This window comes from Sphingobium sp. L-44, from assembly GCF_056859495.1.
The window spans coordinates 124,396-144,486 of the sequence record NZ_JBSXOQ010000078.1; the positions used below are offsets into that span (position 1 = coordinate 124,396).

The following is a 20,091-nucleotide window of genomic DNA, read 5'->3' on the forward strand; positions in this document are numbered from 1 at the left end:
GGAGCGCGCGACTTGCGTCAGAGTGATCGCAGCGCGCTCCAAAGCATATTGGAGAGGATGGGCCATGCGTATCATCGATCATGTCATCAGCGGTCATTCGGCGGGTGACGGCGGCCGCACCAGCGACGTCTTCGACCCCAATAACGGCGGCGTGCAGGCGCAGCTGCGCCTCGGCACCCAGGCCGATCTTGACGCTGCCATGGCTGCCGCACTTGCCGCCCAGCCGGCCTGGGCCGCGACCAACCCGCAACGTCGCGCCCGTGTCATGTTCGCGTTCAAGACGCTGGTCGAACAGAATATGGACGAGCTTGCCCATCTGCTCAGTTCCGAACATGGCAAGGTGATTGCCGATTCAAAGGGCGATATCCAGCGCGGGCTGGAGGTGATCGAGTTCGCCTGCGGCATCCCCCATCTGCTCAAGGGCGAATATACCCAGGGCGCCGGCCCCGGCATCGACGTTTATTCGATGCGCCAGCCGCTCGGCGTGGTCGCCGGCATCACCCCGTTCAACTTCCCGGCGATGATCCCGATGTGGATGTTCGGCGTCGCCATCGCCTGTGGCAATGCCTTCATCCTCAAGCCCAGCGAGCGCGACCCCAGCGTCCCCGTGCGCCTGGCCGAACTGATGCGGGAGGCCGGCTTGCCCGACGGCGTGTTGCAGGTCGTCCATGGCGACAAGGAAATGGTCGACGCGATCCTGGATCATCCCGAGATCAGGGCGGTCAGCTTCGTCGGCTCGTCCGACATTGCCCATTATGTCTATCGCCGCGGCGTCGAGGCGGGCAAGCGCGTCCAGGCGATGGGCGGCGCCAAGAATCATGGCATCGTCATGCCCGACGCCGATCTCGACCAGGTGGTGAATGACCTGGCCGGCGCGGCCTTCGGCTCGGCCGGCGAGCGCTGCATGGCGCTGCCGGTGGTGGTGCCGGTGGGCGAGGCGACGGCGATCGCGTTGCGCGAGAAGCTGATCCCGGCGATCGACGCGCTGCGGGTCGGCGTCTCGACCGATGCCGACGCCCATTATGGCCCGGTCGTCACCGCCGCGCACAAGGCGAAGATCGAGTCCTATATCCAGATGGGCGTCGATGAAGGCGCCGAACTGGTCGTCGACGGCCGCGGCTTCACGCTGCAGGGCCATGAACAGGGCTTCTTCGTCGGCCCGACCCTGTTCGACCGGGTGACGCCGCAGATGCGTAGCTATCAGGAGGAGATTTTTGGCCCTGTGCTCCAGATGGTGCGCGCCGACAGCTTCGAGGACGCGCTGCGCCTGCCGAGCGACCACCAATATGGCAATGGCGTCGCCATCTTCACCCGCAACGGCCATGCCGCGCGCGAATTTGCCGCGCGGGTCAATGTCGGCATGGTCGGCATCAACGTGCCGATCCCGGTGCCGGTCGCCTATCACACGTTCGGCGGCTGGAAGCGCAGCGCCTTTGGCGACACCAACCAGCATGGCATGGAAGGGGTGAAGTTCTTCACCAAGGTCAAGACTGTAACCCAGCGCTGGCCCGACGGCGGCGCCACCGGCGACAGCGCCTTCGTCATCCCGACCATGGGGTGAAGAGGAGCGGGGAGGCGATGATGCCTCCCCGGTCATGGTGCTTCAGGTTGACGCTGCATATCCCCGTCGCGCTAATGGGTGCCGGATAAAGTCCGGCATGACGAATGGAAAGAATGAGACAAGCCCCATGACCCAGTTCGACCTCACCGACGAGCAGCGCGCCGTGCAGGAACTGGCGCAGCGCTTCACCGCCGATGCGATCACGCCCCATGCGGCCAAGTGGGACGAGGAGCATCATTTCCCCCGCGACACCATCCGCCAGGCGGCCGAACTGGGCTTCGGCGCCATCTATGTGTCGGAAGAGAGCGGCGGCATCGGTCTTGGTCGGCTTGAATCGGCGCTCATCATGGAAGCGATGGCCTATGGCTGTCCCTCCACCTCGGCCTTCATCTCGATCCACAATATGGCCGCCTGGATGATCGACCGCTTCGGCGACGATGCGGTGAAACAGCGCTATCTCCCGTCGCTCGTCACCTGCGAGACGATCGCCTCCTACTGCCTGACCGAACCGTCCGCCGGTTCCGATGCCGCCTCGCTGCGCACCCGCGCGGTGCTCGACGGCGACCATTATGTCGTCACCGGTTCCAAGGCGTTCATTTCGGGTGGCGGCGAAAATGACATCTATGTCGTGATGGTCCGCACCGGCGAGGATGGCCCCAAGGGCATCAGTTGCCTGGTGATCGAAAAGGACATGGAAGGCGTCAGCTTCGGCGCGCAGGAGCGCAAGCTCGGCTGGCATTCGCAGCCCACCGCCCAGGTCAATTTCGACGGCGTCCGTGTGCCGGTCGCCAACCGTGTGGGCGCGGAGGGGCAGGGCTTTGCCATCGCCATGGCCGGACTCGACGGCGGCCGTCTCAATATCGGCGCCTGCTCGCTCGGCGGCGCCCAGCGCGCGCTGGATGAGGCGGTGGGCTATACCCGCGAGCGGCGCCAGTTCGACCGCGCGATCGCCGATTTCCAGAATACGCAATTCACCCTGGCCGACATGGAGACCGAGCTTCAGGCCGCGCGCGCTCTCCTCTATCTTGCCGCTGCCAAGGTGAGCGAGGGCGCGCCCGACAAGACCAAATTCGCCGCCATGGCCAAGCGTTTCGCGACCGACACCGGATCGGCCGTGGCCGACCGCGCGCTGCAACTGCATGGCGGCTATGGCTATCTGATGGACTATCCGGTCGAGCGCATCTGGCGCGACCTGCGCGTCCATCGCATCCTGGAGGGCACGAACGAGATCATGCGCATGATCACCGCCCGCGAACTGCTCAAGGCCTGAAGGGGATGACCATGACCGACGATGTGCTGATTGCGGTGGAGGGCGGCGTCGGCCGCCTGCGGTTGAACCGGCCCAAGGCGATCCATGCGCTGACCCGCGCCATGTGCGCAACCATGACCGACGCGCTGCTCGCCTGGCAGGATGATGTGTCGATCCGCGCGGTGATGATCGACCATGCCGAAGGACGCGGCTTCTGTGCCGGCGGCGACATCCGCCTGATCGCGGAAAGCGCGGCCGGCGATAATCTGGCGGCACGCGATTTCTTCGCGACCGAATATCGCCTGAACCATCTGCTCTTCACCTATGGGAAGCCGGTGATTGCCTTCATGGACGGCATCACCATGGGCGGCGGCGTCGGCATCGCCCAGCCAGCGCGCTATCGCGTCGCGACCGAACGCACCGTCTATGCCATGCCTGAAACCGGCATCGGCCTGTTCCCCGATGTCGGCGGCGGCTGGTATCTTTCCCGCCTGCCGGGCCGGTCGGGCCGCTATCTCGCCGTCACCGGCGCGCGGATCGACGGGGTGGACGCGATCGCGCTCGGCCTTGCCACCGACTATCTGCCGAGCGACCGGCTGGAAGAGGCGAAGGCAGCGATCATCGCCGACCCCTCCGATATCGGCGCCGTGCTCGCGCGCTACGCCGTCACCCCGCCCGACAGCCATTTCGCCGCCCGCCTGCCGGACATTGACCGGCTGTTCGCCAGCGACCGGCTGGAGGATATCTATGCCGCCTTGCGCGCCGACCGGTCCGACTGGGCGCAGGCGCAACTCGCGGCGCTCGACACCAAGTCACCCCAGACGATGAAGGTCGCGCTGCGGCAATTGGCGCAGGCCAGCCGACTGACCCGCTTCGTCGACAATATGGCGATGGAATATGATCTGGCCTGCCGCATCATCGCCCGGCCCGACATTGTCGAAGGCGTGCGTGCGCTGATCGTCGACAAGGATAATCAGCCGCGCTGGAATCCGCCGACGGTGGAGGCGGTGACCGACCAGCTGGTCGATGCGATCTTCGCGCCGCTGCCGGACGGCGAGCGCTGGACCCCGCTGCCGCAGGCAGCGGTCGAGGTCTGAGAGTGTATTTGGAAATGCGCCTCTGGCGCATCCGCACCGGCCCGCACCCCCACCCGACCGCCCATCAGGGTACCATGTCTGGGCGGTCGGGTGGGGGTGCGGGCCGGTGCGGCTCTGAAAATGCGCTCTTCCGCGCATTTTTCAAACAGGCTCTGACATAATAAAAGGAGAGGATGGACATGAGCAGCATCGGCTTCATCGGCCTAGGCAATATGGGCGGCGGCATGGCCGCCAATCTGGTGAAGGCGGGCCATGCTGTCACCGCCTTCGACCTGTCCGAAGCTGCGCTGACCCGCGCCGAGGCGGCCGGTTGCACCCGTGCGGCATCGGCGGCGGAAGCCGTTCAAGCTGTCAGCATCGTCGTCACCATGTTGCCCGCCGGCAAGCATGTCCGTGCCGTCTATGGCGAGCAATTGCTGGGCACGGTCGGGCCGGACACGCTGCTGATCGACTGTTCGACCATCGATGTCGCTTCGGCCCGCGCCGTCATCGAACAGGCGGCCGAACGCGGTCTTGCCATGGTCGATGCGCCGGTGTCGGGCGGCATCGCGGCGGCCAATGGCGGCACCCTGACCTTCATGGTCGGTGGTGAGGATGCCGCCTTTGCGCGCGCCGAACCGATCTTGCAGGCAATGGGCAAGGCGGTGATCCATGCCGGTGCAGCTGGGGCGGGGCAGGCGGCGAAGATCGTCAACAACATGCTGCTGGGCGCGACCATGGTCGCCACCTGCGAGGCCTTCGCCCTCGCCGAAAAACTGGGTCTCGATCTCCAGACCTTCTTCGACATCTCGTCCAAGGCGTCGGGGCAGAGCTGGTCGATGACCAGCTATTGCCCGGTACCCGGCGTCGGCCCGGAAACGCCGGCCGACCGCGACTATGAAGGCGGCTTCGCCAATGCGCTGATGCTCAAGGATCTGAAGCTTGCGGTGGAGGCCGCCCATGGCGCCGATGCCAGCGTGCCGATGGGCGCTGCGGCGGAATCGCTCTATCAGGCGCTGGTCAACACCGGCGCTGGGGCCAAGGATTTCTCATCCATGATCCGCTTCCTCAAGGGGGCGGCGGCCTGACCTTGAAGGTCGCGATGGCGCGGGCCTTCGGCCCGCGCCATCGCGCTCAATTATTGACGAAGGTCAGCGTGGCGATGTTGTAGAGCGTCGCCACCTTGGCGCCGCGCAGGCTGAGGTCGCCCTTTTCCTCCTGCGTCGCGGTCAGGATATAGCGGCCCTTTTCCTTGATCGGCAGGGTCACGCGGCCCTGGGCGTCGGTGACGAAGCCCTTTGACCATTTGTCGGGCGAGATCGCTGTCACCTTGACCCCGGCGAGCGGCTTGCCGTCGCGGACCAGCGTGAAACTGTTGGCGCCCGCAGCGGTCGGCACGATTTCCAGCGGCATCCCGGCCTTGGCCTCGCTCCGACCGGCGCGCGCATAATAGATCACGCCTTCCTTCTTGCCGTCCTCGCCCCAGGGATCGAACACGCTGTCGTCGATCACGCGCACGTCGCCGGCGGGCACGGCGACCTCGATATAGCCGGCCTTGCGCACCTGCGCGGCGGAGGATGCGGGCACCAGCTTGGGCGCCTTCAGCTTCTCGAACTCGGGATCGCCACCCTCGGGCAGCGGGTCGCCCGGTTCGCCCAGATAGATGCGCGCCGGGCCGGCGCCGTCCCGTTCGACCCACACTTCATGCGCCTGCGCCATTGCGGGCAGGCAGGCGATCGCCAGCAGCGCACTAGTCCATTTCAGCATAGTCTCTCTCCTCAGAAACGGAAGCCGACCGTGCCCATGACGTTGCGCGGCGCGCCCATGAAGCAGTCGCCACGCGCCAGGCAGGACGCGTAGAATTTCTTGTTGAGCAGGTTGGTCGCGTTGAGCGCGAAGCGCCAGTCCTGCCAGGTGATTTCCGCCAGCGCATCGACGGTGGTGCGCGACGGCGTGACGATCGACCAGATCGCGCTGGTCGACACGCTCTTGCCGCTATAGACGACGCCGCCGCCCAGGCGCAGCTGCGCCTCGTCAGCCAGGCCGAAGGTCTTGGTGGACCAGAGCGACGCAGTGTGGCGCGGCATATAGTCGAGGCTGGTGTTGGTTTCCGACTTCAGCTTCGAATAGCCATAATTGGCCAGCAGTTCGAAATTGCCGGGCAGGGTATGGCTCGCTTCGATCTCGAAGCCCTTGGTGTTGAGCACGCCCGACTGTTCGGTGCCGCCCGCCGCGAGATAGAGGACGCGGTTGCGCTCCTTGATCTTGAACACGGTGGCGGTGACCAGGGTGCTGGGGGCGGGCTGCCACTTCACGCCGGCTTCATATTGGGTGCCGGTCTGCGGCTTGTAGGCATCGCCATAGCTGCCGTCGCCATTGTCGATCCGGCCGGCGACCGGCAGGAAGCTTTCGGTGTAGCTGAAGAAGGGCGAGATGCCGGCGCCGATTTCGCCGATGATGCCGGCGCGGAAGGTGGTGGCATTGTCCTTCTGGCCCGAAGAACCGGTCACGCGGTCGCGGCGGGCGCCCAGCACGACCGATACCCGGTCATAGAAGCGGATCTGGTCCTGGACGTAGACGCCCAGCTGCTTCTGGCTGTCGCTGGTGAACGGACCGGTCGGATCATAGGTCGCCAGTGCATCATAATCGATGTCGTACAGGTCGACCAGTTCATAGCCGCCGGCATAACGCTTGGACACCTTGTTCCAGCTATAGTCGATGCCGACCAGCAGCTTGTGCTCGATATTGGCGCCGGTGTTGAAATTGAACTGGACGTTGTTGTCGGTCGAAAAGACGTTCATCCGCGCGTCGCTGGCGTCGGCCGTCAGCGCGATGGTGCGCCCGTCGGTGCCATAGACCGAGAAGGGATCCTGCGGGTTGGTATAGCTGTCGGCATAATGGGTGTTATATTCGAGGTCGCTGTCGATATAGCGCGCCTTGAGGCTCAGCTTCACATTGTCGGAGAAGCGGTGGGTGATCGAGCCGCCACCCTGCAGCGACCGGCCATCATAGCGATCCCAGCCGGCCTTGCCGACGAAGGTGTAGCGATCCAGCTGCTCGCCCGCGACATTGTTGGGCATGAAGGTGCCGACGATCGGCAGGAACTGCGACGTCGAGCCGGTATCATCCTCCTGATAGAGGCCGGTCAGCACGATGTCGGTATCCGGGGTCGGCTGCCAGCGGATCGAGGGCGCGAACATCACGCGGTCGTCGGGGACATGGTCGACATAGGTGTCGGCGTCGCGGACGCGGCCGACGAAGCGCACTGCCAGATTGTCGGCCAGCGCGACATTCACGTCGCCCATCGCTTCCTTGCGGTCATAGCTGCCATAGACAAGGTTGAGTTCGCCGCGCGTGGTGAAATCGGGCGTCTTGCTGACCAGGTTGACCAGGCCGCCGATCGACCCCTGGCCGAACAGCACCGATGCCGGGCCGCGCAGGATTTCCACGCGCGAGAAATTATAGGGGTCCGACGTGATCGACGCATAATAGCTGAAGATGTCGCGCATGCCGTCGCGGAACTGCAGCGCGTCCAGGCCACGGACGTTGAAGCCGTCGACGCGGGTATCGCGGCCATAGGGGTTGGCCAGCACGCCGGCAGCATATTTCACCGTATCGCTGATGCTGATCGCACCCTGCGACAGATATTGTTCGGACGTGATGACCTTGATCGGCTGGGGCAGTTCGACCAGCGCGGTGTCGGTCTTGGAACCGGTGGTGGCGGCGGTGACGACGATGCTGTCTTCGTCAGTGCGGGGGGCGTCCGCGGCGGCCGCCTCTGCCGACCAGGCGGTGCCATGGCACAGCGCGATCAGGGCCGCGCCGCTCAATGCGATGAACTTCTTCATATGGGATCCCCCGTGACTCGTTTATGGGGCGCCCATAGCGATATTGATATTCGTTCGCAATTCTGTTGACTTGCATTTGCGAAAGGCATGTTGCGCAAATGCAACCGGCCGCCCCAGACGGAGCGGCCGCGTGCTGATTGGAAACCGGCTGTGCCCTTATAATTCCTCGGGCCAGTAGAGCCGCATCGGGTTGTCGATCAGCAGCTTGCGCTGCAATTCCACCGTCGGGGCGATGCGCGGGATCATGTCGACCAGATGGCCGTCATCGGGGACCGCATCCTGCATGTTCGGGTGCGGCCAGTCGGTGCCCCACAACACGCGGTCCTGATAGTCGGCGACCAGCGGCGCAACGGCTTCGGCAAAGGCGTTCCACGGATCACCTGTCGGATCGAGCCGATCCGGACAGGTCGCCTTGAACCAGATGTCGTCACGGCTGTCGAGGAAGGCGCGGAACGCCTTCATGTCGGCGCCATCAGGCCCCTGGGTCACGTCCGGACGACCCATATGATCGATCACCAGCGGCACCGGAATCGCGTCCATGAAGGGGCGCAGTTCCTCCAATATGTCGGCCTCGAAATAGATGACGACATGCCAGCCCTTGGGCAGGCGCTTGGCCACTTCGAGGAACTTGTCCTTGGGCGCGTCATCGACCAGGCGCTTGAGGAAATTGAAGCGGATGCCGCGCATTCCGCCCTCATGCAGGGCGGCGAGGTCGGCCTCCGAAATGGCCGGATCGACCACGGCGACGCCGCGCGCCTTACCATTGGACTTGGCGATGGCGTTCAGCGTCGCGGCATTGTCGGTGCCGTGGCAGCTGGCCTGGACGATGACGTTGCGGGCGAAGCCCAGATGATCGCGCAGCGCGAACAGCATGTCCGGGCCGGCATCCTCCGGCAGATATTTCGCCTTCGCGCTGAAGGGGAATTGCGCCATCGGGCCGAACACATGGCAATGGGCGTCGATCGCGCCGGCCGGCGGGGTGTAGCGCGGTTTGGACGGATTGCCGTGCCAGCTGATGATGCGGCCAAGTTCAGGGGCGGTCATGCGAAAATCTCTCCATCCATCAGCTTGCGCGCGGTGCGCAGCATGGCGGCGCTGGTGACCGCACCACTCTCGTCCAGTTCCATGACACAGGTCGTCTCGCCGGTGGGATGCTCGACCGAGAGTGTCTTGCGGTTGCCCGATGGTATCGAGGCGACTTCGGCTGCGGGCGATCCGTCGATCAGGCAGGCGGTGGCGACGCTGACCGCGCCGAGCACGCCGATCGAGGCATGGGCGCGATGCGGGATGAAGCTGCGCACCGTGATCGCGCCGCCATCGCGTGGCGGGGCGACCAGCATCATCTTGGGCACCGACTTTTCCTTGACGTCGCCCAGGTTCATCCGTTCGCCGACGGCGAGGCGGATCGCCTCGATCCGGGCTTTGAGCGCTACATCCTTGTCCAGCGTGTCGCGGTCCTCATAGCCGGTGATGCCGACATCCTGCGCCTTCATGACGACGCAGGGCATGCCATTGTCGATCAGGGTGACGCGCACGCCCTCCACCTCGTCAAAGGCATTGCCGGTAGGCAGCAGCGCGCCGCAGGAAGAGCCGGCGGTATCGCGAAACTCCAGCGGGATCGGCGCGGCGCTGCCGGGCACGCCGTCGATCCTCGCCTCGCCATCATAGCGGACCTTGCCACCGGGGGTCTCAACCGTGGCGATCGCGATCTGCCCGGTATTTTCCATGAAGATGGCCACGCGGGTCTCGCCGTCCTGCGCGGCGACGAGGCCACGCTCGATCGCGAAGGGGCCGATGCCGGCCAGGATATTGCCGCAATTCTGCGCATCGCTGACGATCGCCTGATCGACGAAGACCTGAAGGAAGAGATAGTCGACATCGACGCCCTCCCGATCGGATTTCTTCACCGCTGCCACCTTGCTGGTCAGCGGATCGGCGCCGCCCATGCCATCGATCTGGCGCGGATCGGGCGATCCCATGGCCCGCAGCAGGAAGGCGTCGCGCGCGGCGCTGTCGGCGGGCAGGTCTTCCGAAAGGAAATAGCCGCCCTTGGACGTGCCGCCGCGCATCCACATGACGAGGGCGCTGGTCGGGACGTCAGACATATTTCAGGCCCATTTCCTGCAGGCGCGAGCGCATATTGTAGATGTCGAGGCCCAGTTCCCCGGCGGCCAGGCGGATGCGCTTGGCTTCCTCGGCGGCTTCGCGGGCCTGCGCCTTTTCCAGCACGGCGGCGGCGTCGGCGCGCGGCACGATGCACACGCCATCATCGTCGGCGATGATCACGTCGCCCGGATTGACCAGCGCATTGGCGCACACGACCGGGATATTGACCGATCCCAGCGTGCCCTTGATCGTGCCCTGGGCGTGGACCGCCTTGGACCAGACCGGGAAGTTCATTTGGCTAAGGTCGCGCACGTCGCGCACGCCCGCGTCGATGATGAGGCCGCGGCAGCCGCGTGCCTGGGCGGAGGTGGCGAGCAGGTCGCCGAAATAGCCGTCGGTGCAGGGGCTGGTCGGAGCGAGCAGCAAAATGTCGCCTTCCTTCAACTGTTCGATCGCGACATGGACCATCCAGTTGTCGCCCGGCGGGGCGGAGATCGTCACCGCGCTGCCGGCAATGCGGGCGCCCGGATAGATGGGGCGCATATAGGGGGCGAGCAGGCCCTTGCGGCCCTGGGCTTCATGGACGGTGGCGACCCCCGCCTTGGCGAGGCCGTCGATGACGGCGAGGTCCGCCCGTTCGATATTCTGGACGACAATGCCGGACATCAAGCCTTCTCCTAGCGCATAAGTTGACAGCGATGTGGACAGGTGCAGCGCGATGCTCAAATCCGAACTGGAACCAGTGCATAAATTTTTGCTAAGTGTTGGACATGAACCCCGACCAGTTCAATATCCGACATCTCGCCGCGATGGCGGCCGTGGTGGAGCTTGGCAGCGTCAGCCTGGCGGCGCGCGCGGTGAACCTGACCCAGCCGGCCGTGACCCAGGGGATCGCCAAGCTGGAGGCGCAACTGGGCCTGCCGCTGTTCGCGCGCCAGCCCGGCGGCATGGTCGCGCTGGAGCCGGCGGAACGGCTGAAACCCCGGATCGATGCGGCGCTGCGGCTGATTGGCAGCAATCGGGTGACGGCGGCGCAGGTCCGCGCCTTCGTCGCCCTGGCGCGCGGCGGGAGCTATGCGGCGGCGGCGGTGGCGACCGGGGTGGCCGAACCCTCGCTGCATCGGGCGGTCGGCGATCTGGGGCTGGCGCTGGGGCAAAGGCTGGTCGACCGGCGCGGGCGCGGCGTGATGCTGACCAGGGCCGGGACGGTGCTGGCGCAGCGGCTGCGGCTGGCGCTGGCGGAATTGCGGCAGGGGCTGGAGGATCTGGCCGACCTGCGCGGGCAGGAGGGCGGGCGCATCCTGGTCGGCGCCATGCCGCTTTCGCGCGCGCGCCTGATCCCGGATGCGATCGCCCGGTTCCGCGCCGATTTCCCGCTGGTCGACATCAGCGTGCATGAAGGATCGCATGCCGAACTGGTCGGCCCGCTGCGCGATGGCGAGATCGACATGATGGTCGGTGCGCTGCGCGATCCCGCCATGGCGCTGGACCTGGCGCAGCGGCCCCTGTTCGAGGATCGGCCGACCATCCTGGCGCGGCGCGGCCATGCGCTGGCGGCGGGCTGGGACGCCGATGCGCTGCGCCGCTATCCCTGGATATTGCCGCCGGAAGGCACGCCGCTGCGCCAATTGTGGCAGGCGATGTTTGCGGCGCTGGGCGGCGACCTGCCGGCGGTGCCGATCGAATGCGGATCGGTGATGACGATCCGGCAATTGCTGGTCGGCGGCGAGTATCTGACCTTGCTGTCGCACGATCAGCTGGCGCTGGAGCTGGAGGCGGGGCTGCTGATCGATATCGGCCCGGCACCCGGCGCGATCAGCCGGACCATCGGCCTCACGACGCGGGCCGACTGGCGCCCGACCCGGTTGCAGCAGCAGTTCATGGCCGCGATCGATCAGGCTGCGGCACATATGAATTCGTAAAATCTTATACTGATCCAGCGGATTCGATTGGCGGCATCAGGCTTGATCCGTCATCCAACCCGCCATGGAGCAGGAAATCGGTCTGATCGGATTTGGCGAGGCGGGGTCCACCTTTGCGATGGCAGGGGACTGGATCGACGCGGCCCGCGTCTATGATATCCAGACGGATGCCGGCGCCACGCGTGATGCGATGCTGGCGCGCTGTGCCAGGGCCGGCGTCCGGGCCGTGCCGACGCTGGCCGATGCCGTCGCGCCCGTCCCCTTCATCCTGTCGCTCGTCACCGCCGATCAGGCGCTCGTCGTGGCGCAGGCTGCCGCCGCCCATATCGCCCCCGGCGCGCTTTATTGCGATCTCAACAGCGTCGCGCCCCAGACCAAGCAGGCGGCGGCCCGCGCGATCGAGGCGGCCGGTGGCCATTATGTCGATGTCGCCGTCATGGCGCCGGTCGATCCGGCCCGGCTGAACGTGCCGCTGCTGGTCAGCGGCGCCCATGCCGATGCCGCGCGGGCAGGGCTGGCCCGGCTGGGCTTCACCCATATCCGCGTCGTCGGCGAGGCCGTCGGCCGGGCGTCGGCGATCAAGATGATCCGGTCGGTCATGGTCAAGGGGCTGGAGGCGCTGACCGCCGAATGCATGCTGGCGGCCGATGCGGCGGGCGTGCTGGACGAGGTGATCGGATCGCTCGATGCCAGCGAGAAACCGCGTCCCTGGGACATTCGCGCCGACTATAATCTCGACCGTATGATGGTCCACGGACTGCGCCGCGCGGCCGAGATGGAGGAGGTGGTCAAGACGCTCGACGGCCTTGGCACCGGTTCCGCGATGACGCGCGGCACGGTCGAGCGCCAGCAGGCGATCGGCACGCTGGGCCTCAAGGCACCGCCCGAAGGGCTGGGCGCCAAGATCGACTGCATCATCCAAGCAAAAGCAGAACAGACAGGAAAGGCCGACGCGGCATGACCATGATTATCGACTGCCACGGCCATTATACCGTGCTGCCCAAGGGGCATGACGCCTGGCGCGAGGAGCAGAAGGCGGCATTCAAGGCGGGCGTGCCTGCCCCCGCCTATCCCGACATCAGCGATGCCGAAATCCGCGAGACGATCGAGGCGAACCAGTTGCGCCTGATCAAGGAACGCGGCGCCGACCTCACCATCTTCTCGCCGCGGGCTTCGGCCATGGCGCCCCATGTCGGCGACGCGGCGGTGGCGAAGGAATGGGCGATGCGCTGCAACGACCTGATCGCGCGCGTCGTCGGCCTGTTCCCCGAAAGTTTCGTCGGCGTGTGCATGCTGCCTCAGTCGCCCAAGGCGGACATGGCCAACAGCATTGCCGAGCTGGAACGCTGCGTCGACATGGGCTTCATCGGCTGCAACCTCAATCCCGATCCGGGCGGCGGCCATTTCCAGCATCCGCCGCTGACCGACAAATATTGGTATCCCTTCTACGAAAAGATGGTCGAGCTGGACGTGCCGGCGATGATCCATGTGTCGGGCAGCTGCAATCCGGCGATGCACGCGACCGGCGGCTATTATATCGCCGCCGACACCATCGCCTTCATGCAGTTGCTGGAGGGCGACCTGTTCAGGGATTTCCCGACCCTCAAGTTCATCATCCCGCATGGCGGCGGCGCGGTGCCCTATCATTGGGGCCGCTATCGCGGTCTGGCCGACATGCTGAAGAAGCCCGACCTGTCGACCCATCTGATGAACAACATCTTCTTCGACACCTGCGTCTATCATCAGCCCGGCGTCGACCTGCTGGCCGACGTGATCGACAACAAGAATATCCTGTTCGGGTCGGAAATGGTCGGCGCGGTGCGCGGCATCGATCCCACCACCGGCCATTATTTCGACGATACCAAGCGCTATGTCGATGCGCTGGACATCAGCGAGGGCGAGCGTGCCGCAATCTTCGCGGGCAATGCCCGCCGGGTCTTCCCCCGGCTCGACGCGCAATTGAAGGCGCGCGGCCTGTAAACCTATCCCCGCGGAGGGGCGCGTTCATCCCCCGGTCCTTTGTTGGAAGGAAGGGCCGGGGGATGGATGCCAAGAGAGGATGAGATGAGCATCGATATCCACGAATATCTTGCCGAGTTCGACGATATTCCCGGCACCCGCGTCTATACGGCGGCGCGGGCGCGCCAGGGCTATTGGATGAACCAGTTCGCGATGAGCCTGATGAAGGCGGAAAACCGCGTGCGCTGGCTGGCCGGCGAGCGCGCCTATATCGACGAATGGCCGATGACCGAGGCGCAGAAACAGGCGATCCTGGACCGCGACTATAATCGTTGCCTGGATCTGGGCGGGAACATCTATTTCCTCGCCAAGGTGTTCTCGACCGACGGCCTCAGCTTCCTGCAGGCGGTCGGCACCATGACCGGGATGAGCCCGGAAGACTATCAGGCGATGATGATCGCCGGCGGCCGCTCGCCTCAGGGTGTCCGCTCCATCAAGGAGAAACGCTGATGGCCCGCATCACTGCCGGCGTCGCCACCAGCCATGTGCCCGCCATCGGCGCTGCCATGGACCTCAAGAAGACCGCCGAACCCTATTGGCAGCCTTTGTTCGCCGGCTATGACTGGTCGCGGCAATGGATCGCGCAGGAAAAGCCCGATGTCGTAATCCTGGTCTATAATGACCATGCCTCCGCCTTCGACATGAAGATCATCCCGACCTTCGCGATCGGCTGTGGCGAACGCTACAAGCCGGCCGACGAGGGCTGGGGGCCGCGCCCGGTGCCCGATGTGATCGGCGAGCCGGACCTGGCCTGGCACATCGCCCAGAGCCTGATCCTCGACGAATTCGACATGACCATCATCAACGAGATGGATGTCGACCATGGCCTGACCGTGCCGTTGAGCCTGATGTTCGGTCAGCCGGACGCCTGGCCGTGCCGGGTGATCCCGGTCGCGGTCAATGTCGTCACCTATCCGCCGCCGTCGGGCAATCGCTGCTGGCGGCTGGGCGAGGCGATCGCCCGCGCGGTCGACAGCTTCCCCGAGGATCTCAACGTGCAGATCTGGGGCACGGGCGGCATGAGCCACCAGCTTCAGGGGCCGCGCGCCGGTCTCATCAATGCCGAGTGGGACAATCGTTTCCTCGACCTGATGAGCCAGAGCGACGATGGCGAGGCGCTGCGCGCGATCGAGCATATCGAATATCTGCGCGAGACCGGATCCGAAGGGATCGAGATGGTCATGTGGCTGATCATGCGCGGGGCGCTGGGCGACAAGGTCCGGCCGTTGCACCGCCATTATCATGTTCCCGCTTCCAACACCGCGGTCGGGCACCTCGTGCTCGAACCGACGGACTGAATTTCGGTTCGCACTCCTGCCTCCCCTCCCTTCCAGGGAGGGGCCGGGGGTGGGTGCGAGCGTAGCGAGCCTCCTTCGGAGGCACCCACCCTTGAATAGAGACCGGTGTCTCTATTCAACCCTCCCTGGAAGGGAGGGGCTTTAGATGGAGAAAATTCCATGCGTATTGCACTCGCCGGTGCCGGCGCCTTTGGCGAAAAGCATCTTGATGGCCTCAAGAATATCGATGGCGTCACCGTCACCTCGATCATCGGCCGCGAACTGGAGGCGACGAAGAAGGTCGCCGAGAAATATGGCATCGGCCATGTGACGACCGACCTCAACGAGACGCTGGCGCGTGACGATGTCGATGCGGTGATCCTGTGTACGCCGACCCAGATGCATGCGGAACAGGCGATCGCCTGCATGAATGCGGGCAAGCATGTCGAGGTGGAAATCCCGCTCGCCGACAGCTGGGCCGATGCGCAGGCGGTGCTGGCCAAGCAGAAGGAAACCGGCCTTGTCTGCATGGTCGGCCATACCCGCCGCTTCAACCCGTCGCACCAGTTCGTCCACAACCGCATCCAGGCGGGCGAATTCAACGTCCAGCAGATGGACGTCCAGACCTATTTCTTCCGCCGCAAGAACATCAATGCCAAGGGCGAGCCGCGGTCGTGGACCGACCATCTTCTGTGGCATCATGCCGCGCATACGGTCGACCTGTTCGCCTATCAGGCGGGCAAGATCGTCGCCGCTCATGCGATGCAGGGGCCGATCCATCCGGAACTGGGTATCGCCATGGACATGTCGATCCAATTGAAGAGCGAGACCGGCGCCATCTGCACCCTGTCGCTGAGCTTCAACAATGACGGGCCGCTTGGCACCTTCTTCCGCTATATCGGCGACACCGACACCTATATTGCCCGCTACGACGATCTGGTGAACGGCAAGGAAGAGCCGATCGACCTGGCCGGCGTCGCCGTCTCGAACAATGGCATCGAATTGCAGGACCGCGAGTTCATCAGCGCGATCCGTGAGGGGCGCGAGCCCAACAGCTCGGTCGCCAAGGTGTTCGACTGCTATCGCGTGCTGGGTGAACTGGAAACGCAGCTCGCCGGCTGATTCCGATCCCTTCGGGGTCGCAAGGGGGCGTGGATGGCGACCGGCCGTCCACGCCCCTTTTTGTTACCGATCAATCAGCGGATGGCGCAGGTGCAGATCGTCCAGCAGCGTCTCGATCACCGATATCTCGCCCGCCGTGCCGCTCGGCGTGAAGGCCCAGTTGCAATGGGGATGGGTGGCGCGGCTGTAGATTCGGACCGGACCGATCGCCTTGCGCCAGTGATGCTTGCTCTTGCCATGGGCGATCACCAGCCGCGCGATCATCATGTCGATCAGCCGGTCAGACGTCATCGTCCCACCCTTCGATCCCGTCCGCATCGCGATTGCCCGACCAACTGACCGGGCTGTCCAGATAGGCTTCCAGCTCGCGCCAGTGCCGGTCCCAGCCGGGGCCGCGCCGCGCTTCGGGCACCTGCCGTTCCACCAGCCAGCGGGCGCGGGCAACGGGGTTACCCGCCGGCGCGCGCAGCCGGTCGAGGATGGCGCGGATGCTCTGCTGATCGTCGGTCATGATGACCGCCTGATAGGCGGCGACTTTCCGTCGTTCAAGCGAGCATCCGCGCGGTCCCTGCTTATTGTTCGGCCGACAGCGTGACCGGCCCGATCAGGCCCGACGGACGCAGCGGCGCATCGGGACGATAGGTGGGGGCGGCGGTGAAGGTGATCTTCTGTGCGCCGGGCTGCTGGTCGCCGATCAGGCGGTTGACCCACAGGTTCGCGACCTTCACTTCGATCGCGTTGCGGCCGGGCTTCACCAGCTTTCCGACGTTGAGGCGATAGGGGGCGAACCAGCTTGTGCCCGCGACCTGGCCATTGACCCGCACCTCCGCGACATCGCCGACACTGCCCAGATCAAGCCAGAGCGGTGCGCCGACTTTGGCGCCCTTGGGCAACGTAAAGCTGCTGGCATAGGTCGCCTCGCCCGAGAAATAGCGCACGCCCGGATCGCTGCTCTTGTCGAGCGCCGTCAGTGTGGGCATCGCAATCTCGGCCGGCGCGCCGCGACCCGGCTGGAAGCGCACGGTCCAGGGCTGCGACAGGGTGGCGACCGGCTTCACCGCCACCGGCGCGATCGTCCGGCTGGGGGCCTGCGCCGGTTTGCGGAACAGGATGAAGAAGGCATCCTCCGGCCCGATATCGAGCGGGACCACCGTGTCGCTGCCTTCGGTCCTATAGGATAGCGGCGCGGCGCTGCCGTCGATTGCGCGCCAGATTTCCGGCTGGCGGCCGGCGACGCGGAAGCGCGCTTCGATATGCTCGGCCTGAGCCTTGCCATTGGTCACATAATAGAGGTCGCCATCGGGCAAAGCGCGGTGGAGGAAGCGATAGGCGCTGGCATCGCCGCTGCCGCTCACGCGGAAATCGGCGCCGATGCCCGCGCCGGCGAGCGCGGTGTCGATATCGGCGCTGGCGATTACCTTGCCCTTGCCGACCGGCTGGCCGCTCCACAGTTTCGCCACCAGCGCGCGGAAGGCGGCGGGATCATCCTGCAGGCCGGGCGCGCGTTCGGGCGCGTTGCCGATCAGGGTAGCGCCAGCCTCGACCAGCGCGGCGATGCGCTGCAGCGTGGCAAGCGTCATCACCTTGCTCGATCCGCCCAGATACAGCGCCTTGTAGCGCGCCTTGCCGGCGATCAGGTCGCCATCCTGCACCGACGCTTTGGTCGCCAAAATCTCGGCATTGACGAAGTCATAGGCATAATCGCTGGGCAGGTCGGCCGGCACGCCATGTTCGAACAGCGCGGTGATCGGCGCATCCTCGCCATAGAAATAGGCGATGTCGGCATGGTCGCGGCCCTGCTGCAACAGGAAGCCGGTGCGCGCCATATAGTCGACCCAGGGCTTGGCCATATTGGCCCAACTTTCGTGGCGGTTGAAATATTGGCCGAAGATCATGAGGCTGAGGCCCGGCACCTTGTCATCCACCGGCTGGTGGACGGAGGTATGGACGATCGGCCGGTTGACGCCCGACACGAATTCCAGGTCGATCACGCGCTTGAGGTCCGCCGGCGCGAAGGCCCAGGGGGCGAAGGCCGACGTCATGCTTTCGGCCGACACGATATTCTGGCCATAGATATGGGCGACCGACGCCGCGCCTTTCATGTCGCCGATCAGCGTCGGGCGCGGCGCGCTGCCGCGGTTGAAGGTCCACATCGCCGCCATCGGCACATCGGTATGCGACCGCATGGCAAGGTCGTCGCCCAGCACCGGCCGGCCATTTTCCAGCGCTTCGCCATAGACGGTCAGGCCATGCTCATGCGCCACCTTGGCCACCGTGCCATAATGGGCATCGGCTAGCAGGTCGGCCAGGGTCTGGCGATAATCATGCAGGAAGGCGTCGCTGCGCGCCGCCGATCCCACCACCGCGCTGGTCAGGGTCGGCAGGAAGGGGACGGGATCATAGCCGCGCCGCGCCTTGAACTCCTCCACCATGCGCGGCGTCCAGTTGGATGCGCCCACCTCGATACTGTCGGTCAGCAGCGCGCTGATGCCCTTCTTGCCGATCCAGTCGGCGCCGACCGCATCGCGATACATGGCGAGATAGGTTTCGAGATAGCGGCGCACGGCGGCCGCATCATATTTGTCGACCTCCAGCCCGGTGGCTTCGGGCGTGGCGGGATGGTTGGTCTTGCCGGTCAGCGACCAGCCCATGCGAACGATGCGCCAGCGCGTGCCCCTGGGCGCGGTCCAGTCGAGCGTGCCGTCGGGGCGCAGCCGGTCGGTCAGGTCGATCACCCTGGCCGGATCGATGGCGGGCGCGTCGGCCGGACCCATGCTCAGGCGGTTATAATCGGATGCGATGGCATAGCCGGCCTTCGCTTCATATTGGTCGATCCGCGCCTCGGCCGACAGGCGCAGGTCGCCGATGCCCAGCGTTGGGCTGGCCGGGCGGCCGAACACGTCGATCATCACCGCGCCGGGCGCGCCATCGCCCAGGCCCGGCGACTTGGCGGCGTCATTGGGCGACAGGACCAGTCGGAAGCGCTGCGCCGTGACCGGCGCGAAGCTGGAGGTGGAGGCGACTTCGGTCAGCGAGAAGCGGCCGAGCGGCTGCCAGCCCTGCGCCGTTTCCGCCTCGATCGTCGGGCGATAGGCGGGGTCGCCGAAGGGCGGGCGGGCATGGGGCACGAACAGGCTGGCCGATCGCACCGTGACGGGCTTGTCATAATCGAGAATCAGCGTGCCGGGATGCGCCGCATCGCCCTTGGCCATCTGCGCCACGGTTTCCAGATCGCTGTCGCCCAGCGCAGCGGCGCCCGCGATCGTCTGGCCATCCGCATCCAGGATGCGGGGCGTCGGCAACGGTGCCGTTGCAATCGGATAGGCCAGCACCCGCGCCTCGCCATAGGCGCGCGGCTGGTCCGGTATCTCCGCGTCGCCCGCCAGCGGATCGCTGAACTTGGCGCTCTGGAACGCGCCGGTCACATTGGACGGGGCGGGCAGCGCGCCCTTGAGCCGCTGGCCGCCCTCGACCTCGACTTCAGACCAGACCAGCTTCTTCATCGCGTCCTGCGGTTTGACCCAGGGGCCGCCGGTCTCGCTCCAGCCCGGCGACGCCGCGATGGCGAATTCCAGCCCCTTCGCGTCGGCGGTCTGGACGGCGTGGCGGAACGCGTCCTTCCAGCCATCGGTCATATAGACCAGCCGTTCCTTGACGATCTGCGGCGTCTGCAGATTGGCGTCGAAATTCTGCACCCCGCCAATGCCGATGCGCGCCAGCCAGTCGAGATCCTTGTCGATCCCGTCCTTGGTCACATTGCCGTTCAGCCAGTGCCACCACACGCGCGGCCGGGCCGACTGCGGCGGATTGTTGAAACCGTCGGCCAGGTCGTCGGCCTGGGCAGGCATGGCAAGCACGGTGCCGGCCAGCAGCATGGCGAGACGCAGGGAACGGAATGTCATCGGGGCGAT

Annotated in this window: 18 protein-coding genes; 10 read left to right on the forward strand and 8 right to left on the reverse strand. The window is 65.6% G+C overall.

What is annotated here, in order from left to right; genetic code table 11:
• Window positions 1-64 precede the first annotated feature (64 nt).
• From AC13EK_RS08680 to mmsB, 4 genes are all read left to right on the forward strand, one after another.
• Window positions 65-1,561, forward strand: a complete 1,497-nt coding sequence (locus tag AC13EK_RS08680) for a CoA-acylating methylmalonate-semialdehyde dehydrogenase (RefSeq protein ID WP_069337812.1) — start codon at window positions 65-67, stop codon at window positions 1,559-1,561.
• Window positions 1,562-1,688: 127 nt separating this feature from the next.
• Window positions 1,689-2,831, forward strand: a complete 1,143-nt coding sequence (locus AC13EK_RS08685) for an acyl-CoA dehydrogenase family protein (RefSeq protein ID WP_069337811.1) — start codon at window positions 1,689-1,691, stop codon at window positions 2,829-2,831.
• Window positions 2,832-2,842: 11 nt separating this feature from the next.
• Entirely contained in the window at window positions 2,843-3,907 is a 1,065-nt protein-coding gene (locus AC13EK_RS08690; RefSeq protein WP_170828719.1) for an enoyl-CoA hydratase/isomerase family protein, read from the forward strand.
• 179 nt (window positions 3,908-4,086) lie between these two features.
• Entirely contained in the window at window positions 4,087-4,974 is an 888-nt protein-coding gene (gene mmsB, locus AC13EK_RS08695) for a 3-hydroxyisobutyrate dehydrogenase (protein WP_069337809.1), read from the forward strand.
• Between the two features lie 46 nt (window positions 4,975-5,020).
• Here the strand turns inward: mmsB and AC13EK_RS08700 are convergent, their stop codons facing one another.
• The 5 genes from AC13EK_RS08700 to ligK form a co-directional block, all read right to left on the reverse strand.
• The gene (locus AC13EK_RS08700; RefSeq protein ID WP_069337808.1) at window positions 5,021-5,653 is read right to left on the reverse strand and encodes a DUF4198 domain-containing protein; all 633 of its coding nucleotides are present in this window, start codon (window positions 5,651-5,653) and stop codon (window positions 5,021-5,023) included.
• A gap of 11 nt (window positions 5,654-5,664) precedes the next feature.
• Entirely contained in the window at window positions 5,665-7,734 is a 2,070-nt protein-coding gene (locus tag AC13EK_RS08705) for a TonB-dependent siderophore receptor (protein WP_004208437.1), read from the reverse strand.
• Window positions 7,735-7,890: 156 nt separating this feature from the next.
• On the reverse strand, window positions 7,891-8,778 hold the full coding sequence (locus tag AC13EK_RS08710) for an amidohydrolase family protein (protein WP_069337807.1): 888 nt from the start codon (window positions 8,776-8,778) through the stop codon (window positions 7,891-7,893).
• Window positions 8,775-9,839 carry a 4-oxalomesaconate tautomerase gene (locus AC13EK_RS08715; protein ID WP_069337806.1) on the reverse strand — a complete coding sequence of 355 codons (1,065 nt, stop codon included), beginning with the start codon at window positions 9,837-9,839 and terminating at the stop codon, window positions 8,775-8,777. The genes AC13EK_RS08710 and AC13EK_RS08715 overlap by 4 nt, the downstream gene beginning before the upstream one ends.
• Window positions 9,832-10,506, reverse strand: a complete 675-nt coding sequence (ligK, locus tag AC13EK_RS08720; RefSeq protein ID WP_069337805.1) for a 4-carboxy-4-hydroxy-2-oxoadipate aldolase/oxaloacetate decarboxylase — start codon at window positions 10,504-10,506, stop codon at window positions 9,832-9,834. Before ligK ends, AC13EK_RS08715 begins: the two co-directional genes overlap by 8 nt.
• A 104-nt stretch (window positions 10,507-10,610) precedes the next feature.
• Between ligK and AC13EK_RS08725 the strand changes: the two genes are divergently transcribed.
• The 6 genes from AC13EK_RS08725 (at window position 10,611) to AC13EK_RS08750 (ending at window position 16,180) form a co-directional block, all read left to right on the forward strand.
• The gene (locus tag AC13EK_RS08725) at window positions 10,611-11,762 is read left to right on the forward strand and encodes a LysR substrate-binding domain-containing protein (protein WP_069337804.1); all 1,152 of its coding nucleotides are present in this window, start codon (window positions 10,611-10,613) and stop codon (window positions 11,760-11,762) included.
• Between the two features lie 64 nt (window positions 11,763-11,826).
• Window positions 11,827-12,723, forward strand: a complete 897-nt coding sequence (locus AC13EK_RS08730; RefSeq protein ID WP_069337803.1) for an NAD(P)-dependent oxidoreductase — start codon at window positions 11,827-11,829, stop codon at window positions 12,721-12,723.
• The gene (locus AC13EK_RS08735; RefSeq protein ID WP_069337802.1) at window positions 12,720-13,742 is read left to right on the forward strand and encodes an amidohydrolase family protein; all 1,023 of its coding nucleotides are present in this window, start codon (window positions 12,720-12,722) and stop codon (window positions 13,740-13,742) included. The genes AC13EK_RS08730 and AC13EK_RS08735 overlap by 4 nt, the downstream gene beginning before the upstream one ends.
• Window positions 13,743-13,826: 84 nt before the next feature.
• The gene (gene ligA, locus AC13EK_RS08740) at window positions 13,827-14,231 is read left to right on the forward strand and encodes a protocatechuate 4,5-dioxygenase subunit alpha (protein ID WP_004208430.1); all 405 of its coding nucleotides are present in this window, start codon (window positions 13,827-13,829) and stop codon (window positions 14,229-14,231) included.
• Window positions 14,231-15,079: a class III extradiol dioxygenase subunit beta gene (locus AC13EK_RS08745; RefSeq protein ID WP_037509214.1), complete on the forward strand. Its 849-nt coding sequence runs from the start codon at window positions 14,231-14,233 to the stop codon at window positions 15,077-15,079. The genes ligA and AC13EK_RS08745 overlap by 1 nt, the downstream gene beginning before the upstream one ends.
• Window positions 15,080-15,238: 159 nt before the next feature.
• Window positions 15,239-16,180 (forward strand): Gfo/Idh/MocA family oxidoreductase, encoded by a 942-nt coding sequence (locus AC13EK_RS08750; RefSeq protein WP_069337801.1) that lies wholly within the window; start codon window positions 15,239-15,241, stop codon window positions 16,178-16,180.
• Between the two features lie 63 nt (window positions 16,181-16,243).
• Here the strand turns inward: AC13EK_RS08750 and AC13EK_RS08755 are convergent, their stop codons facing one another.
• The 3 genes from AC13EK_RS08755 to AC13EK_RS08765 all read right to left on the reverse strand — a co-directional run bounded on the left by AC13EK_RS08755 (window position 16,244) and on the right by AC13EK_RS08765 (window position 20,082).
• The gene (locus AC13EK_RS08755; RefSeq protein WP_010338905.1) at window positions 16,244-16,471 is read right to left on the reverse strand and encodes a hypothetical protein; all 228 of its coding nucleotides are present in this window, start codon (window positions 16,469-16,471) and stop codon (window positions 16,244-16,246) included.
• On the reverse strand, window positions 16,461-16,691 hold the full coding sequence (locus tag AC13EK_RS08760) for a hypothetical protein (protein ID WP_004208426.1): 231 nt from the start codon (window positions 16,689-16,691) through the stop codon (window positions 16,461-16,463). The genes AC13EK_RS08755 and AC13EK_RS08760 overlap by 11 nt, the downstream gene beginning before the upstream one ends.
• Window positions 16,692-16,752: 61 nt before the next feature.
• The gene (locus tag AC13EK_RS08765; RefSeq protein ID WP_277788331.1) at window positions 16,753-20,082 is read right to left on the reverse strand and encodes a glycosyl hydrolase; all 3,330 of its coding nucleotides are present in this window, start codon (window positions 20,080-20,082) and stop codon (window positions 16,753-16,755) included.
• Between the last annotated feature and the right edge of the window lie 9 nt (window positions 20,083-20,091).

Bases quoted from the DNA above. Each gene is read 5' to 3' on its own strand.
- AC13EK_RS08730 (WP_069337803.1), top strand. From the start codon at position 11,827: ATGGAGCAGGAAATCGGTCTGATCGGATTTGGCGAGGCGGGGTCCACC.
- AC13EK_RS08715 (WP_069337806.1), bottom strand. From the start codon at position 9,839: ATGTCTGACGTCCCGACCAGCGCCCTCGTCATGTGGATGCGCGGCGGC.
- AC13EK_RS08755 (WP_010338905.1), bottom strand. From the start codon at position 16,471: ATGACGTCTGACCGGCTGATCGACATGATGATCGCGCGGCTGGTGATC.
- mmsB (WP_069337809.1), top strand. From the start codon at position 4,087: ATGAGCAGCATCGGCTTCATCGGCCTAGGCAATATGGGCGGCGGCATG.
- AC13EK_RS08685 (WP_069337811.1), top strand. From the start codon at position 1,689: ATGACCCAGTTCGACCTCACCGACGAGCAGCGCGCCGTGCAGGAACTG.
- AC13EK_RS08705 (WP_004208437.1), bottom strand. From the start codon at position 7,734: ATGAAGAAGTTCATCGCATTGAGCGGCGCGGCCCTGATCGCGCTGTGC.
- AC13EK_RS08690 (WP_170828719.1), top strand. From the start codon at position 2,843: ATGACCGACGATGTGCTGATTGCGGTGGAGGGCGGCGTCGGCCGCCTG.
- AC13EK_RS08700 (WP_069337808.1), bottom strand. From the start codon at position 5,653: ATGCTGAAATGGACTAGTGCGCTGCTGGCGATCGCCTGCCTGCCCGCA.
- ligK (WP_069337805.1), bottom strand. From the start codon at position 10,506: ATGTCCGGCATTGTCGTCCAGAATATCGAACGGGCGGACCTCGCCGTC.
- AC13EK_RS08745 (WP_037509214.1), top strand. From the start codon at position 14,231: ATGGCCCGCATCACTGCCGGCGTCGCCACCAGCCATGTGCCCGCCATC.
- AC13EK_RS08710 (WP_069337807.1), bottom strand. From the start codon at position 8,778: ATGACCGCCCCTGAACTTGGCCGCATCATCAGCTGGCACGGCAATCCG.
- AC13EK_RS08725 (WP_069337804.1), top strand. From the start codon at position 10,611: ATGAACCCCGACCAGTTCAATATCCGACATCTCGCCGCGATGGCGGCC.
- AC13EK_RS08750 (WP_069337801.1), top strand. From the start codon at position 15,239: ATGCGTATTGCACTCGCCGGTGCCGGCGCCTTTGGCGAAAAGCATCTT.
- AC13EK_RS08735 (WP_069337802.1), top strand. From the start codon at position 12,720: ATGACCATGATTATCGACTGCCACGGCCATTATACCGTGCTGCCCAAG.
- ligA (WP_004208430.1), top strand. From the start codon at position 13,827: ATGAGCATCGATATCCACGAATATCTTGCCGAGTTCGACGATATTCCC.
- AC13EK_RS08765 (WP_277788331.1), bottom strand. From the start codon at position 20,082: ATGACATTCCGTTCCCTGCGTCTCGCCATGCTGCTGGCCGGCACCGTG.
- AC13EK_RS08760 (WP_004208426.1), bottom strand. From the start codon at position 16,691: ATGACCGACGATCAGCAGAGCATCCGCGCCATCCTCGACCGGCTGCGC.
- AC13EK_RS08680 (WP_069337812.1), top strand. From the start codon at position 65: ATGCGTATCATCGATCATGTCATCAGCGGTCATTCGGCGGGTGACGGC.